Raw genomic sequence first — 14,873 nt, 5'->3', positions numbered from 1 at the left:
ACATTTCGATGAAGCGTAAGAGCGACACGGGCGCGTCGGGCAACTTATATGAAATAAGGCCGAGTCTTGACCAAGCACAAACGACCGGGCCCGGCCCCAGAGGGACCGGGCCCGGTCGTCCGTACCGCCCGGCCGGGACTCAGGCGCCGAACGCCTTGGACTTGCCCTTCACCGGCTTCGCCCCCGCGAGGAGGTGCGCCGGGACCAGGTCCCGGGCCGGCTCGCTGTAGCCCACCGACACCAGCGTGTCGCCCTGGTACGTGAACGAGGTCAGCGAGGCCAGCGTGCACTGGCGGCGGCGCGGGTCGTGCCACAGCCGCCGCTTCTCCGCGAAGCTCCGTACGATCCAGATCGGCAGCTGGTGGCTGACCGCCACCGCCTCGTGACCGCGGGCCGCGTCACGGGCGGTCTCGATCGCGCTCATCATCCGCACGACCTGCTCGACGTACGGCTCGCCCCAGGACGGCTTGAACGGGTTCGTCAGGTGCTTCCAGTTCGCGGGCTTGCGCAGCGCGCCGTCACCGACCCCGAAGGTCTTGCCCTCGAAGACGTTGCCGGCCTCGAGGAGGCGGGCGTCGGTCGCCAGGTCCAGCCCGTGCGACTTGGCGATCGGCGCGGCCGTCTCCTGGGCCCGCTCCAGCGGGGAGGCCACGACGTAGGTCACGTCCCGGTTCTCCAGGTGCTCCGCGACCCGGTCGGCCATCTTGCGGCCCAGCTCGGAGAGGTGGTAGCCGGCGCGGCGGCCGTAGAGGACCCCGTCCGGGTTGTGCACCTCGCCGTGGCGGACCACGTGGACGACGGTCACCTCGTTGCCTTCGCCACGGGCTCCGGTGCTGGTTCCGTTGCTCATGCGGTGGCCTCCGCGGCGGCCCGGGCGGCGGCCGGCAGGGCGGCCGCGATGCGCTCGATCGCCTTGTCGTCGTGCGAGGTGGACACGAACCACGACTCGAACGCCGACGGCGGCAGGTAGACGCCCTGCGCCAGCATCGAGTGGAAGAAGCCGTTGAAGCGGAAGGCTTCCTGCTTCTTCGCGTCGTCGTAGTTGCGGACCTCGTCCTCGGTGAAGAACACGGAGAACATGTTCGAGGCGGTCTGCAGCCGGTGCGCGACGCCCTCCTTGGTGAGCGCCTCGGTGACCAGCCCCTGGATCTGGAGCGACACCGCGTCGACCTTCTCGTACGCCGCCTCGTCCAGCAGCCGCAGCTGCGCCAGACCGGCGGCCGTCGCGATCGGGTTACCGGAGAGCGTGCCCGCCTGGTAGACGGGACCCGCGGGCGCGAGGTGGCCCATGACGTCCGCCCGGCCGCCGAACGCCGCGGCCGGGAAGCCGCCGCCCATGACCTTGCCGAAGGTCATCAGGTCGGGCTTGACCCCGTCCACGCCGTACCAACCGGCGCGCGAGGTACGGAAACCCGTCATGACCTCGTCGGAGATGTACAGGGCGCCGTTCGCCCGGCACAGGTCGGCGAGCCCCTGGTTGAAGCCCTCCCCCGGGGTCACGACGCCCATGTTGCCGGGCGCTGCCTCGGTGATCACACAGGCGATCTCGCCGGGGTGCGCGGCGAAGGCCGCCCGGACCGCTTCGAGGTCGTTGTAGGGGAGCACGATCGTGTCCCCGGCCTGCGCGCCCGTCACCCCGGGGGTGTCCGGCAGCGCGAAGGTCGCGAGCCCGGAGCCGGCGGCGGCCAGCAGCGAGTCCACGTGACCGTGGTAACAGCCGGCGAACTTCACGATCTTGGCGCGGCCGGTGAACCCGCGGGCGAGGCGGATCGCGGACATGGTCGCCTCGGTGCCCGAGGACACCAGCCGGACCTGCTCCACGGGCTCGATGCGCGCGACGATCTCCTCGGCGAGCGCGACCTCCCCCTCACCGGGGGTACCGAAGGAGGTGCCGCGGACGACGGCGGCCTGGATGGCCTCCACCACGGCCGGGTGGGCGTGGCCGAGGATCATCGGCCCCCACGAGCAGACGAGGTCGACGTACTCGCGCCCGTCGGCATCGGTCAGGTACGGACCGGTACCGGACACCATGAACCTGGGCGTTCCGCCCACGGCGCGGAAGGCGCGCACGGGGGAGTTCACGCCGCCAGGCGTCACGAGGGACGCGCGGTCAAAGAGAGTCTGCGAGACTTTGGCTTCATACGGGTACGGGTAGCTCACACCAGCCATGGTCTCAGAGGCCGCGACTGACTTGCGGACGGGCGTTTCACCGCGCCGCCCCGGGGGAGGTCACTGCCATGATGATCAGGCTGCGTGGCGGGGGTCACGGGGCCGGGGCAGGCAAGACCAGTCGGGTGGAGATATGCAACGCGGTGGTGGACCGGGCGAGGGCACGGACGGCCTGGACCCGCAGCGCGCCCGCGAACGGCGCCGCGGCAAGCACCGCCGTCGCGCCACGGACGCGGCAGAACCCGTACCGGGCCCCACGCAGGACCCCGACGGCCTCCCCAGGGGCCGCGGCATGGGCGTGACGTACAAGTACTTCGGCGCCCCCGACGGGGCCACGGCCGCGCGCGTCCCGGTGACGATGCGGCCGGAGGAGCTGGGCGGCGACGAGCTCGGCATGGGCGGCATGTTCTCCAAGATCAAGCCGGAGACCGTCGCGGCGATGGTCCTGACCGGCATCGAGGGCATACCCCTGCACAAGGTGCCCCCACTGGAGCTCGTCGTCCTCCACCCCGACTACGCCGTCGTGAAACTCCCGATGACGGTCGTCGACCCGCTGCGCGGCATCGGCGAGGAGTCGGTCGGCGCCGCCGCCTTCATCTGGTCCACGGTCCCCGACCGCGGCGGCCCCCGCGACGCCTTCAACGTCTACCAGCTGCTCCACGAGTGGCAGGATTTCAGCCATCGCCTCCACGAAGCGGGGCACCAGCCGTACTGCCTGGTCTGGCCGTAGCCCAGGGCATCGCCCGGGCCGTGGGTCGGAGCATCCCTCGGGCCGTGCGTCAGAGCTAGGTCAGAGCTTGCTCGGCCCGTCGGGGCGACAGCTCAGGCCGTCAGGACGATGCGGCCGCGCGTGCCAGGGTCCGCGAGCTGGGCGTGGGCCTTCGGGGCCTCCGCCAGGGGGAAGGTGCGCGCCACCCTGAGCGCCAGCTCCCCCGCGTCGACCAGCGTCACCAGGCGGCCCAGGTGGGCACCGTCCGCCGCGACTTCCTGCTCCACCACGCGGACGCCCCGCTCCGCCGCCGGGGCCGCGCCGGGGATCAAGCCGACGTAGGCGCCGCCGTCGCGGACGAAGGCCAGGGCCGGACCGCCGATGACCGCCGTGTCCACGACGCCGTCCACGGCCGCGGCCGGAGTCCCGCCGCGCGGGACGAAGCGGGCCGCGCCCAGGGACCGTACGAGTTCCTCGTCATCGGCTCCCGCCAGGGCCGTCACCACATAGCCGGCCCGCGCCGCCAGTTGGACCGCGAGCCCGCCGACCGCCCCCGCCGCGCCCGTGACCAGGACCGAAGCCCCCGGGGCCAGTTCCAGCAGGTCCACCGCACGGGCGGCGGTCAGGCCGCTCAGCGGCAGCGCGGCCGCCGTCACGTCGTCCACGCTCGCCGGGGCCGGCGCCAGCGCCGACGCGTCGAGCACCACGTACTCGGCGTGCGTACCGAGCGGCTTGACCGTCCCGTAGTGCAGGCCGACCACCCGGTCGGCGACCGCCCAGCCGCTCACCTCCGCACCGAGCTCCTCGATCTCGCCCGCCACGTCCCACCCGAAGCCCAGCCGCTGCCCCTCGCCGCCGAAGACACCGACCCGTACCGCGCCGTCGACCGGGTTCAGGCCGGCCGCCCGGACCCGTACGCGGACCTGCCCGGCACCCGGCTGCGGGATCGGCACCTGCACGACCTCGACCCGCTCGGGTCCGCCGAAGCCCTCGGCCACTGCCGCCGCCATCGTCGTCGTCTTGCTGGTGCTGGTGCTGGTGCTGCTCATCGTCATCGCCTCTTCCGCAGGCTCGCTCTCTCGTTCCGGTGTTCCCGGTGAGAACTAACCTAAGGAGAGTTACTCTCGAATCGTAAGTACGTACCTCGGAGTGCGTACCCGACCCGGAAGTGGGGCACCCATGGCCACCCGTACCGCCGAGGCCCGCCGCGAAGAGGCCCGCGCCGCCTACGACGCCTTCCTCAAGGAGTGCCCCACCAGCCAACTCCTGGCCCGCATCAGCGACAAGTGGGTCGGCCTCATCGTCAGCGCACTCGGCCAGGCCGAGGACCGCACCATGCGCTACAGCGAGCTCGGCCGCAAGATCCCCGGCGTCAGCCAGAAGATGCTGACCCAGACCCTGCGCTCCCTGGAACGCGACGGCCTCGTCGCCCGCACCGTCACGCCCACCGTCCCCCTCCGCGTCGACTACCGGCTCACCGAACTCGGCGGCAACCTCGGCTGCCTGCTCAGCTCCGTGAAGGAGTGGGCCGAGAACCACTTCGACGAGGTCAACGCCCACCGCGAACTGCACGACGCGGCGGCCGCGGACCCGGACGACGCGGCCGCGTAAATCCGCCGCCGCACCCCACCCCTCGATGGCATGCTGGGCCCCGTGAACGGACCCGGCATTCAGCTCACCCTCGCCCCCGAACTGCACGTGTTCGCCGCGCCCGCGCGCCGCGGCACCCGCGTACCGACCACCACCGACGGAGTCTCCAGCCTCGGCCACGTCGTCGAATCGGCCGGCGTCCCGCTCACCGAAGTCGGCCGGATCCTCGTCGACGGCGCCGAGACGCCGCTCGCCCACGTGCCCCGGGCCGGCGAATCCGTGGAGGTCTTCGGTGTCGACCGCCCCCAGCACCTCCCCGGCGTCCCCGGAACCACACCGCTGCGCTTCCTCCTCGACGTCCACCTCGGCACCCTCGCCCGTCGTCTGCGGCTGCTCGGCGTGGACGCCGCGTACGAGAACGAGGACATCGGCGACCCGGCCCTGGCCACCCGCTCCGCCGCCGAGCAGCGCGTCCTGCTCTCCCGCGACCGCGGACTGCTGCGCCGCCGCGAGCTGTTCGCCGGCGCGTACGTCTACAGCGACAACCCCGACGAGCAGGTCCGGGACATCCTGGGCCGGTTCGCCCCGACCCTCGCGCCGTGGACCCGCTGCACCGCGTGCAACGGAACCCTGCGCGAGGCCGACAAGGACAGCGTCGGCGACCGGCTGGAGAGCGGCACGCAGCGCTCGTACGAGGTCTTCGCCCAGTGCACCGACTGCGAGCGCGTCTACTGGCGCGGCGCCCACCACGCCCGGCTGGAGCGGATCGTCGACGAGGCCGTCGCCGAGTTCGGCGGCGTGGGCACGCCGTAGACGACGGCCGGGCCGGACCACAGACCGGCCCGGCCACGGCCGGTCCGGACCACGGACGAACCCGGCCCCCGACCACAGACGCGTCAGCCCCCGGACGGGCCCGGCCACGGGCGACTCGACTCAGAACGCGTACGTGTCCCCCGTGTCCAGGGCCAGCACCACGTGCTCGTTGTTGGCGTGGTTCCGGTCGGTCGCCCCGCCGTTCCACCACGTGTCGACCCGCACCACCACCTCCGCAGCCGGCTCCATCAGCCGCAGCACCAGCCCGATGTGCCGCCCCCGCCCGTGCAGCGGCAGCTCCCCGGTCTCGCACACCACCTCGCGCAGCCCGGCCCGCGCACAGCCCTCCGCCAGTTCCTGCCGGTTCGCGAGGTCGGCCGACAGGCGCAGCCGTACGGTCGCGTTCGCCAGGGCGGACGGGCCCTCGTTCTCCGGGACCAGCAGGAGCCGCAGCCGGCTCCCGTCCAGGGCGACCCGCCCGTGATAGGCCACGTCGGCCTCCGGCCCGGCCCCGGCGCGGGCGTTCCCCACACCGCTCCCCAGCCCTCCGAGCAGCACCAGCAGCCCGGCCATCACCACACTCCGTACGGCACCTCGGCGCACCGCGACCACCTCCACGCGCGGACGCTAGCCCTCCCGCCCCTGCAATGGTCGGACCATCACACGAATGAGGGCGAGCCCTCCTCCCCCGGTCGCGCATTCGCTCCGCATAGGGTTCCGGCCATGCTCATCGCCCGCTCCGCCGCCCTCTTCGCCCTCGCCGCACTCCTGGAGATCGGCGGCGCCTGGCTCGTCTGGCAAGGCGTCCGCGAGCACAAGGGCTGGGCCTGGATCGGCGCCGGAGTCATCGCGCTCGGCCTCTACGGGTTCGTCGCCACCCTCCAGCCCACGGGCGACTTCGCCCGGGTCCTCGCCGCCTACGGCGGGGTCTTCGTCGCCGGATCCCTCCTCTGGGGCGTGGTCGCCGACGGCTACCGGCCCGACCGGTGGGACATCGCCGGCGCCCTGATCTGCCTCGCCGGCACGGCAGTGATCATGTACGCCCCGCGCGGCCGGTGACCTGCACGGCGACCCGCCTATGCTGGCCAGCACTCACCCGTACGAACGCACGAGGAGCCAGCATGAGCACGGCCACCCGAACCGCCGTAGTCACCGGCGCGAGCAGCGGCATCGGCGCGGCCACCGCCCGGCAGCTCGCCGCGGCCGGCTACCACGTCGTCCTCACCGCCCGCCGCAAGGACCGCATCGAAGCCCTCGCCGCCGAGATCACGGCCGCGGGCCACGAGGCGACCGCCCACGCCCTCGACGTCACCGACCGCACCGCCGTCGACGCCCTCGCCGCCTCCCTCGAACGCTGCGACGTGCTCGTCAACAACGCCGGCGGCGCCATCGGAGCCGACCCCGTCGCCACCGGCGACCCCGCCGACTGGCGCACGATGTACGAGGTCAACGTCATCGGCACGCTCCACGTCACCCAGGCCCTGCTCCCGGCCCTGACCGCCTCGGGCGACGGCACGGTGGTCGTCCTCTCCTCCACCGCCGGCCACGCCACCTACGAGGGCGGCGCCGGCTACGTGGCCGCCAAGAACGGCGCCCGCGTCCTCGCCGAGACCCTCCGCCTGGAGATCGTCGGCCAGCCCGTCCGCGTCATCGAGATCGCCCCGGGCCTGGTCAAGACCGAGGAGTTCGCGAAGACCCGGTTCCGCGGCGACGCGGAGCGGGCGGAGAAGGTCTACGCCGGCGTGGCCGAGCCCCTCTCCGCCGACGACGTGGCCGACACCATCACCTGGGCGGTGACCCGTCCCAGCCACGTCAACATCGACCTCCTGGTGGTCCGCCCCCGCGCCCAGGCGTCGAACACCAAGCTCCACCGCGAGCTGTAACCGGTACTCCCTTACGGGACCAACCCGGCACTCTTCAGGTGCGGCATCAAGGCCGCCGGCTTCAGCCCGGCGGCCTTCGCCGCGCCCAGGGCCCGCTTCAGGTCCGCACCCAGCGTCGGCGTGAAGTGCAGCAGCACGATGTCACCGGCCTGCAGCTGCGGCGTGGCCGGCGTCTCGCCCCACGTCGTGAAGTCGTGCGTCCACGTGATCAGCGCCTTGACCCCGCACGCCTTGGCGGCCAGCCGCACGTCGTCGTTGACGGCCCCGTACGGCGGCCGCAGCAGCTTCGGCTCCCGCCCGAACGTCGCGGCGAGCTGCTCCCCGGCCCCGCACACCTCGGCGTCCTTGCCGGCGGCGTCGAGAGCGGTCAGATCGGGATGATTGACGGTGTGGTTCTCCACGTTCACCGCCCGCCCCTGCTCGACCAGCCCGGTGAAGTACTGGGCGTCGTACGAGGTCGCCCCCGGCAGCAGGAACAGCGAAGCGGGCACCCGCTGCTCGACGAGCGTCTTGGCGACGGCGGGATCGTGCGCCCACCCATCGTCGATGGTGATGAACACGACCTTCTCGGAGGTCGGCACACGCGACACGACGGGCGGCAGCCCGACACCCCGCGAGCCCGCAACGGCAGCCGGAGCGGCGGCCCCGGATCCGGCGGCCCCGGCGGCCTGAGCCCCACCAACGGTGAGCGACAACGACGCGAACGCGGCAAGCACCGCACGAGATCTCCACATGCGGCACACCTTGGTCTAGACCAACTCCAGCGTCAATCCCCCGGTTGACACTTCACTTCCGGAGTCCAAGGGTCCGGTGCCGGCTCCATCACCGAGCGCGTCCGGAGTACGAACTTCGCTGAACGCGCCCACTCGGCAACCTGGTCCGTCTGCTCACTCGAAGCAAGGACCATCGTCAACGAGCTCGGCATCCCGTACGGCAAGGAATCCCTGACCATCAAGCCGCCGACCGCCTCGCCCTCACCCACAAGAAGGCGAACGCGGAATCGATCCAAGGCTGGGTCCGTCCCGCGGGCATGAGGATCGCCCCGCCGCGCCGCGCGTCGTCGCACCACCGCAGTAACCGCAGTCCCGAGGGGGCGCCGGACATCCGGTGCCCCCTTCTCGCGTTCAGCCCTTGATGCAGACGACCTGCCTGAGCTTGGCGACGACCTCCACGAGGTCCCGCTGCTGCTCCATGACCTGCTCGATCGGCTTGTACGCCGCCGGGATCTCGTCCACGACGCCCGAGTCCTTACGGCACTCCACGCCCTTGGTCTGGTCGGCCAGGTCCTGCGCCGTGTACCGCTTCTTGGCCGCCGTCCGGCTCATCCGCCGACCCGCGCCGTGCGAGGCCGAGTTGAAGGCGGCCTTGTTGCCGAGGCCCTTCACGATGTACGTGCCGGTGGCCATCGAGCCCGGGATGATCCCGTACTCGCCGCTGCCGGCGCGGATCGCGCCCTTACGGGTGACCAGCAGGTCCACTCCGTCGTACCGCTCCTCCGCCACATAGTTGTGGTGGCAGCTGATCTCCTGCTCGAAGGAGACCTTCGCCTTCCGGAACTGCTTTCGCAGGACCTCTTTGAACAGGCTCATCATCACGGCCCGGTTGTACTTGGCGTACTCCTGCGCCCAGTAGAGGTCGTGGCGGTAAGCAGCCATCTCCGGGGTCGCAGCGAGGAACACGGCCAGGTCGCGGTCAATGAGGCCCTGATTGTGCGAAAGCCCCCGTGCGATGCCGATGTGGTGATCGGCCAATTGATTGCCGATGCCTCGGGAGCCGGAATGCAGAGTCAGCCACACCACACCCTGATTGTCCAAATTGAGCTCAATATGATGATTTCCGGCTCCGAGGCTTCCCATCTGCCGCAGCGCCCGCTCCCGCCGGAACTTCACCGCGTCCGCGACATGGTCGAACCGCTCCCACAGGTCCCCGAACCCCCGGTCCGAGAACCCGTACAACCGCCCCGGATCCACCGCCTCCCGGTGCATCCCCGCCCCCACCGGGATCGCCTTCTCGATCTGCGAGCGCAGGCCCGACAGGTCGCCCGGGAGGTCGTTAGCGGTCAGCGAGGTCTTCACCGCCGACATGCCGCAGCCGATGTCCACGCCCACCGCCGCCGGGCAGACCGCGTCCTTCATGGCGATGACCGAGCCGACCGTGGCGCCCTTGCCGTAGTGGACGTCCGGCATGACGGCGAGACCCTTGATCCAGGGGAGGCCCGCGGTGTTCTGGAGCTGGCGCATCGCGCTGTCCTCGACCGACGCCGGGTCGGTCCACATCCGGATGGGGACCTTCGCCCCGGGCACTTCTACGTATGACATTTCACCCTCAACACCCCGTCAACACCACAAAAATCTCTCAACGCAAAAAGCCTCGCTCATGGCCTCAAATGCGACATGAGACCGGCGCCGGCACCAGCGTGTGCGATAGACATTGTGTCCATCCGCGCCCCAGCCGCGGCAACGCATTTTCCCGAAGGGAGCCGGTGGAACGTGCAGCGCAAGACGGTACGAGTACGTGGAGTCCTGCCAGCCATCGCGATGCTCACCGCCCTCGCGGCCGGCCTCACCGCCTGCACCGACGGTGGCGGATCCGGAACGACCATCGACGCGAAGGCCGGTGCGAACGCCGGTACGGGCGCCCAGCCCGGCAAGTACCGCAGCCTGCCCATGCCCTGCAAGGCCGCCGACGCCAAGAAGGTCAAGGCGATGCTTCCGGCCCCCGACGCCCTCGCCCCCGAGGCCCGCGAGGCGCTCTACGCCGGGGTCGCGGACGCCTCGTACGACGCCGACCGGCGCGTCGGCTGCCGCTGGACCGCGCAGACGCCGACCGAGACCCGGCTGCTGTCGGTGGGCTTCGAGCGCGTGGTCTCGTACGACCGGGCCACCACGAGCGACGACGACAAGGCGCGGCAGGTCTACGGCCGCCAGCTCACCGCCGCCAACCTGCCCGCCCCGGTGCCGTCGACGAGCCCGACGCCCTCCGGGTCCGGGGCACCGACGCCCGGTGCGCCCACGCCCGGTGCGCCGACGCCGAGCACGGGCGCGAGTACCGGCGCGAGTACGGACCCGGGTGCGAGCGGCAGCCCCTCCCCCGCGCCCGAGCTCGGCTCCCGCGTGCTCGAAGGGCTCGGCAACGAGGCCTTCCTCGACGACAAGCTCGCCGCCGCCGGCGCCACCGCCACCCAGGCGCGCACCGTCCGCATTGTGTTCCGTACCTCGAATGTCATCGTCACCGTCGAGTACAGCGTCCAGCCCGCGCTGCCCGGCGCGATCCCTCCGAGCGGTGAAACCCAGGACAGGGCAAGGCAGTTGGCACAGGCCCTCGTGGAGCGGTTCAACGAATAGCCGGTCCGGCCCCAGGGGGGCGTGCGGGCCCTTCGTGACGGCGCACACAGCATCCGGGCGCCGGGTCGGGCTACCGTTGCTCGGGTCCCGCGCCCGTAAAAGGGCCCGGACGAGCCTGCACGAAGACCGCACGAAGACCCACAACGTCTGAAGGAATCATGCACCGATCAGCCTCGCGCCTCACCCGCGTCCTCGCCTGCGCAGCCGTCCCGGTGATCCTCACGGTCGCCGGCTGCTCGTCCGACTCGGGCAAGAAGTCGGGCACCGACAGCGGCAAGAAGTCCGACGCGTCCTCGTCCGCCCAGCCGAGCTCCAAGCCCTCCAAGGAGGCGCTGGAGAAGGCCGTGTACTCCACGCTGCCGGAGCCGTGCAAGGCGGTCGCTGCGAAGACCATCGAGACGATCGTCCCCAAGGCGAAGGACACCAACGGCACCGCCGCCAAGTCCAACGACCTCGCCAGCCGGGCCACCTGCACCTGGAACGGCCTGGACGAGGCCGGTCTGAAGGGCTCGCAGTACCGCTGGCTCTCGATCTCCCTGGTCCGTTACGACTCCCTCGCCTCGGTCGGCACCGGCAGCAAGCGCGCCGAGGACGAGTACGCCAAGCAGGTCGAGAAGGCGAAGGCCGTCGAGGGCGCGGAGAACGTGAAGCCGGAGGAGGCGGGCGGCATCGGCGACCAGGCCACCTCCGTCACCTTCACCACCAAGAAGGACGGCGACTTCTTCAACACCTCGGTCGTCGCCCGCACGCACAACGTCGTCATCACCCTCGACTACAACGGCACGGCCTACGAGGGCGCGGCCGCCCCTGACCAGGCCAAGCTGCTCCAGGACGCCATCGCGGCGACGAAGGAGACCGTGGCCTCGGTCGCGGCCGCCAACGAGGCGAAGCAGCCGGAGCAGTCGGCGCAGCCCGAGCAGCAGCCCTCGCCCGCGAACTCCTAGGACCTCAGGGCGCACCGCGCCGTCGGCGGTCCGTACCGGTGCCCACGGCCCCGGTACCGGACCGCCGACGTCCCCTTCCCCCGTACGCGCGTACGCTGTGCCCTGCCGTAGCTCGACAAGGGGAGGGGATCGCGGGTGGCCGCGATGCAGCTGACTCGTACGCACCGGATATTGATCGGTGTGGTGGTCGCCGGAGCCGTCGTCATCGCGGGGATCGGATTCGCCGGTTCGTACTCCGCCGTGCGCGCCCTGGCCCTGAAGAAGGGCTTCGGTTCCTTCTCGCTGGTCTTCCCGATCGGCATCGACATGGGCATCTGTGTCCTGCTCGCGCTGGACCTGCTCCTGACGTGGATCCGGATCCCGTTCCCGCTGCTGCGCCAGACGGCGTGGCTGCTCACGGCGGCGACGATCGCCTTCAACGGCGCGGCCGCCTGGCCCGACCCCCTCGGGGTCGGCATGCACGCGGTGATCCCGATCCTCTTCGTGGTCACCGTGGAAGCCGCCCGCCACGCGGTGGGCCGGATCGCGGACATCACCGCCGACCGGCACATGGAAGGCGTCCGCCTCACGCGCTGGCTCCTCTCCCCCGTCCCCACCTTCAAGCTGTGGCGCCGGATGAAGCTGTGGGAGCTGCGCTCCTACGAGCAGGCCGTCGGCATGGAGCAGGACCGTCTGATCTACCAGGCCCGCCTGCAGGCCCGCTACGGCCGCGCCTGGCGTCGCAAGGCCCCCGTCGGGGCCCTGATGCCGCTGCGCCTGGCCCGCATAGGCGTCCCCCTCTCCCAGACCGCCCCCGAAGGCCTGGCGGCGGCGGGCATCGACCCCCTGCTCATCCCGCCGCCCCCGGCCGCGGAACCGATGGCTCCGGCGCTCGTGGCGGGCGTCGAGGGTGCACCGCAGCCGGCGACGGCCCTGGCCGCGCCGGCTCCGGCCGAGGCCTCCGCAGACGCCTCTGGTGATGCCACGCAGCAGCACCAGCTCGCCGGGCCCGGGCCGCAGTACGCGGAGGGCCCGGGCGGAGCGCAGGCCCCGCAGGGCCACCCCGACGCGCCCCCCTTCGTGGTGGACCCGACCGCCATGCCGGCCGCGCACAACAGCGCCTGGTTCGCGGCGCCCCGCGCGCCGCAGGCCGCGTACGAGGGCGGTTACAACCCGCAGTACGTCGAGGGCCTGGAGCCGACCCCGGTCATGCCCCCGACCGGCCCGGAGCAGCAGGAGCCGGTGCAGCCGGTACAGGACGAGTTCCCGCAGGAGCTGCCGATACCGGGTCCCCGCCAGGAGGAGGTCTTCCCGGAGGGCGAGCCGCCGAGCGACGACGACGTGAAGTTCGCGGAGGCGGCGTACGAGGTCTTCCGTTCCCATCTGGAGGAGAACGGCGAGGTCCTGACGGCCGAGCAGCTCGACATACTGCTGGCCGACCGGTACGGAGTGGTGCATCCGCGCAGCGCCTCGCTGATCCGCAAGATCTTCCCGCAGCTCAAGCAGCGCTACCAGACCGAGCTGGAGAACGAGCACATCGCGTGACCCGGACATGAGAGAGGAAGGGCCCGCACCCCCGGGGGGTGCGGGCCCTTCTCATGTCTCACGTCCTCAGACGGCGAGCAGCTTGCGCACCCGCTCCGCCCCCACCGCGAGCAGCAGCGTGGGCAGGCGCGGCCCGGTCTCCCGGGTCACGAGCAGCCGGTACAGCAGGGCGAAGAACGTGCGCTGCGCGACCTTGAGCTCCGGCGTCGGCTTGGCGTCCGGTTCCAGGCCGGCCATCACCTTGGGCACGCCGTAGACGAGCGTGGTGAGGCCGTCGAGCGACCAGTGCGAGTCGAGGCCGTCCACGAGGCGGCGCAGGGACTCGCGTCCCTCGTCGTCCAGGGAGGACAGCAGCTCTACGTCGGCCTCCTCGCGCACCAGCGTCCGCTGGTCGGCCGGGACCTGGGTGGTGATCCAGTTCTCGGCGCGGTCCAGGCGCGGGCGCACCTCGTCGAGCGAGGTCAGCGGCCGCTCCGGCTCCAGGTCGCTGAGGATGCGCAGGGTCTGCTCGTCGTGTCCGGCGGTGATGTCCACCACCGAGGCGAGCGTCCGGTAGGCCATCGGGCGCGGGGTGCGCGGCAGCTCGTGCGAGGCGACGCGTACGGCGCGGGAGTGGGCGGCGGCGTCGGCGGGGAGCACGGAGCCGTCGGCGACCTTGGCCTCGAGCTTGTCCCACTCGTCGTAGAGCCGCTGGATCTCCTGGTCGAAGGCGATCTTGAAGGACTGGTTCGGCTTGCGGCGGGCGTAGAGCCAGCGCAGCAGCTGCGGTTCCATGATCTTCAGCGCGTCGGCCGGGGTCGGGACCCCGCCCTTGCTGGAGGACATCTTGGCCATGCCGCTGATGCCGACGAAGGCGTACATCGGTCCGATCGGCTGCTCGCCGCCGAAGATGCCGACGATCTGCCCGCCGACCTGGAAGGAAGAGCCGGGCGAGGAGTGGTCGACGCCCGAGGGCTCGAAGATCACGCCCTCGTAGGCCCAGCGCATGGGCCAGTCGACCTTCCAGACCAGCTTGCCGCGGTTGAACTCGCTGAGCTTGACCGTCTCGGTGAACTCGTCCTCGGTGCAGACGTAGGTCAGCTCGGTGGTCTCGTCGTCGTAGGACGTCACCTTGGTGAAGTCCTTGCCGCACTCGGCGCAGTACGGCTTGTACGGGAAGTACCCGCCCTCGCCGACGCTGCCGTCGTCCTCGGCGGCCGCGCCCGAGCCCTCGGCGGCCTCGAGCTCGGCCTCGTCGACCTGCTTCTGCTGCGGCTTCTTGCCGCCCGGCTTCTGCTTGGTCCGGTACTGGTCGAGGATCGCGTCGATGTCGCCGCGGTGCTTCATCGCGAACAGCACCTGCTCGCGGTAGGTACCGGCGGTGTACTGCTCGGTCTGGCTGATCGGGTCGTACTCGACGCCCAGCTCGGCCAGTGCCTCGACCATGGCGGCCTTGAAGTGCTCGGCCCAGTTCGGGTACGCGGATCCGGCCGGGGCGGGCACGGCGGTCAGCGGGCGGCCGATGTGCTGGGCCCAGGACTCGTCGATGCCGGGGACGCCGGCCGGGACCTTCCGGTACCGGTCGTAGTCGTCCCACGAGATCAGGTGGCGGACCTCGTGGCCCCGGCGGCGGATCTCGTCCGCGACCAGGTGCGGGGTCATGACCTCGCGGAGGTTGCCCAGGTGGATGGGGCCGGAGGGGGAGAGGCCGGACGCGACGACGATCGTTTTACCGGGGGCTCGGCGCTCCGCCTCGGCGATGACCTCGTCCGCGAAACGGGAGACCCAGTCGGTCTCGGTGCTGCTCGGGGCGCTCTGAGCCACGACACGTCCTTCGTTCTCGAATGCTGGCTTCTCGCCATTCTCCCAGACGGGAACAGAGCGCTCTGCGGTTTATCGGTGCCGCCTGGTCCCCGGT

15 protein-coding genes are annotated in these 14,873 nt (G+C 71.5%); 8 read left to right on the top strand and 7 right to left on the bottom strand.

Annotation, left to right across the window (positions count from 1 at the left end):
• Positions 1-139: 139 nt before the first annotated feature.
• Together ACFVX6_RS07940 and hemL are read right to left on the bottom strand one after the other, a co-directional pair.
• Entirely contained in the window at positions 140-850 is a 711-nt protein-coding gene (locus ACFVX6_RS07940) for a histidine phosphatase family protein (protein ID WP_389689085.1), read from the bottom strand.
• On the bottom strand, positions 847-2,169 hold the full coding sequence (gene hemL / locus ACFVX6_RS07935; protein WP_250741000.1) for a glutamate-1-semialdehyde 2,1-aminomutase: 1,323 nt from the start codon (positions 2,167-2,169) through the stop codon (positions 847-849). The genes ACFVX6_RS07940 and hemL overlap by 4 nt, the downstream gene beginning before the upstream one ends.
• A 292-nt stretch (positions 2,170-2,461) precedes the next feature.
• Here hemL and ACFVX6_RS07930 point away from each other — a divergent pair, with 292 nt between their 5' ends.
• A complete protein-coding gene (locus ACFVX6_RS07930) occupies positions 2,462-2,899 on the top strand; it encodes a hypothetical protein (RefSeq protein WP_243340142.1) in 438 nt (145 codons plus the stop codon).
• A gap of 92 nt (positions 2,900-2,991) precedes the next feature.
• On the opposite strand, the gene ACFVX6_RS07925 is transcribed toward ACFVX6_RS07930, so the two are convergent.
• Positions 2,992-3,888 carry an NADP-dependent oxidoreductase gene (locus ACFVX6_RS07925; RefSeq protein WP_389689232.1) on the bottom strand — a complete coding sequence of 299 codons (897 nt, stop codon included), beginning with the start codon at positions 3,886-3,888 and terminating at the stop codon, positions 2,992-2,994.
• Positions 3,889-4,057: 169 nt separating this feature from the next.
• Between ACFVX6_RS07925 and ACFVX6_RS07920 the strand changes: the two genes are divergently transcribed.
• Together ACFVX6_RS07920 and ACFVX6_RS07915 are read left to right on the top strand one after the other, a co-directional pair.
• Positions 4,058-4,489, top strand: coding sequence for a winged helix-turn-helix transcriptional regulator (locus tag ACFVX6_RS07920; protein ID WP_389689083.1), 432 nt, complete (start codon positions 4,058-4,060; stop codon positions 4,487-4,489).
• A gap of 42 nt (positions 4,490-4,531) precedes the next feature.
• Positions 4,532-5,281 carry a Mut7-C RNAse domain-containing protein gene (locus tag ACFVX6_RS07915; RefSeq protein WP_389689081.1) on the top strand — a complete coding sequence of 250 codons (750 nt, stop codon included), beginning with the start codon at positions 4,532-4,534 and terminating at the stop codon, positions 5,279-5,281.
• Between the two features lie 120 nt (positions 5,282-5,401).
• Here ACFVX6_RS07915 and ACFVX6_RS07910 read toward each other — a convergent pair whose 3' ends face one another.
• Positions 5,402-5,899: a hypothetical protein gene (locus ACFVX6_RS07910; protein WP_389689079.1), complete on the bottom strand. Its 498-nt coding sequence runs from the start codon at positions 5,897-5,899 to the stop codon at positions 5,402-5,404.
• A 105-nt stretch (positions 5,900-6,004) separates the two neighbouring features.
• Here ACFVX6_RS07910 and ACFVX6_RS07905 point away from each other — a divergent pair, with 105 nt between their 5' ends.
• Both ACFVX6_RS07905 and ACFVX6_RS07900 read left to right on the top strand, forming a co-directional pair.
• Positions 6,005-6,340: a YnfA family protein gene (locus tag ACFVX6_RS07905; RefSeq protein ID WP_389689077.1), complete on the top strand. Its 336-nt coding sequence runs from the start codon at positions 6,005-6,007 to the stop codon at positions 6,338-6,340.
• Positions 6,341-6,402: 62 nt separating this feature from the next.
• Positions 6,403-7,164, top strand: coding sequence for an SDR family NAD(P)-dependent oxidoreductase (locus ACFVX6_RS07900; RefSeq protein ID WP_389689075.1), 762 nt, complete (start codon positions 6,403-6,405; stop codon positions 7,162-7,164).
• A gap of 11 nt (positions 7,165-7,175) precedes the next feature.
• On the opposite strand, the gene ACFVX6_RS07895 is transcribed toward ACFVX6_RS07900, so the two are convergent.
• Together ACFVX6_RS07895 and ACFVX6_RS07890 are read right to left on the bottom strand one after the other, a co-directional pair.
• A complete protein-coding gene (locus ACFVX6_RS07895) occupies positions 7,176-7,745 on the bottom strand; it encodes a polysaccharide deacetylase family protein (RefSeq protein ID WP_389689073.1) in 570 nt (189 codons plus the stop codon).
• Positions 7,746-8,288: 543 nt separating this feature from the next.
• Complete coding sequence (locus ACFVX6_RS07890; RefSeq protein WP_389689071.1) at positions 8,289-9,482, bottom strand: RtcB family protein; 1,194 nt, start codon at positions 9,480-9,482, stop codon at positions 8,289-8,291.
• Positions 9,483-9,653: 171 nt separating this feature from the next.
• Here ACFVX6_RS07890 and ACFVX6_RS07885 point away from each other — a divergent pair, with 171 nt between their 5' ends.
• The 3 genes from ACFVX6_RS07885 (at position 9,654) to ACFVX6_RS07875 (ending at position 12,976) form a co-directional block, all read left to right on the top strand.
• On the top strand, positions 9,654-10,508 hold the full coding sequence (locus tag ACFVX6_RS07885; protein ID WP_389689069.1) for a DUF3558 domain-containing protein: 855 nt from the start codon (positions 9,654-9,656) through the stop codon (positions 10,506-10,508).
• A gap of 158 nt (positions 10,509-10,666) precedes the next feature.
• The gene (locus tag ACFVX6_RS07880; RefSeq protein ID WP_389689067.1) at positions 10,667-11,452 is read left to right on the top strand and encodes a DUF3558 family protein; all 786 of its coding nucleotides are present in this window, start codon (positions 10,667-10,669) and stop codon (positions 11,450-11,452) included.
• 144 nt (positions 11,453-11,596) lie between these two features.
• Positions 11,597-12,976, top strand: coding sequence for a DUF2637 domain-containing protein (locus tag ACFVX6_RS07875; RefSeq protein WP_389689065.1), 1,380 nt, complete (start codon positions 11,597-11,599; stop codon positions 12,974-12,976).
• Positions 12,977-13,042: 66 nt separating this feature from the next.
• Here the strand turns inward: ACFVX6_RS07875 and lysS are convergent, their stop codons facing one another.
• Positions 13,043-14,779 (bottom strand): lysine--tRNA ligase, encoded by a 1,737-nt coding sequence (gene lysS, locus ACFVX6_RS07870; RefSeq protein WP_389689063.1) that lies wholly within the window; start codon positions 14,777-14,779, stop codon positions 13,043-13,045.
• Positions 14,780-14,873: the final 94 nt, after the last annotated feature.

It is taken from the genome of Streptomyces sp. NPDC058289 (genome assembly GCF_042880975.1).
GTDB lineage: Bacteria > Actinomycetota > Actinomycetes > Streptomycetales > Streptomycetaceae > Streptomyces > Streptomyces stoeckheimensis.
This window is presented reverse-complemented; position numbering and strand designations above follow the sequence as displayed.

Coding starts and splice junctions, on each gene's coding strand:
- hemL (WP_250741000.1), bottom strand. CDS start 2,169: ATGGCTGGTGTGAGCTACCCGTACCCGTATGAAGCCAAAGTCTCGCAG.
- ACFVX6_RS07890 (WP_389689071.1), bottom strand. CDS start 9,482: ATGTCATACGTAGAAGTGCCCGGGGCGAAGGTCCCCATCCGGATGTGG.
- ACFVX6_RS07920 (WP_389689083.1), top strand. CDS start 4,058: ATGGCCACCCGTACCGCCGAGGCCCGCCGCGAAGAGGCCCGCGCCGCC.
- ACFVX6_RS07900 (WP_389689075.1), top strand. CDS start 6,403: ATGAGCACGGCCACCCGAACCGCCGTAGTCACCGGCGCGAGCAGCGGC.
- ACFVX6_RS07875 (WP_389689065.1), top strand. CDS start 11,597: ATGCAGCTGACTCGTACGCACCGGATATTGATCGGTGTGGTGGTCGCC.
- ACFVX6_RS07925 (WP_389689232.1), bottom strand. CDS start 3,888: ATGGCGGCGGCAGTGGCCGAGGGCTTCGGCGGACCCGAGCGGGTCGAG.
- ACFVX6_RS07880 (WP_389689067.1), top strand. CDS start 10,667: ATGCACCGATCAGCCTCGCGCCTCACCCGCGTCCTCGCCTGCGCAGCC.
- ACFVX6_RS07905 (WP_389689077.1), top strand. CDS start 6,005: ATGCTCATCGCCCGCTCCGCCGCCCTCTTCGCCCTCGCCGCACTCCTG.
- ACFVX6_RS07940 (WP_389689085.1), bottom strand. CDS start 850: ATGAGCAACGGAACCAGCACCGGAGCCCGTGGCGAAGGCAACGAGGTG.
- ACFVX6_RS07930 (WP_243340142.1), top strand. CDS start 2,462: ATGGGCGTGACGTACAAGTACTTCGGCGCCCCCGACGGGGCCACGGCC.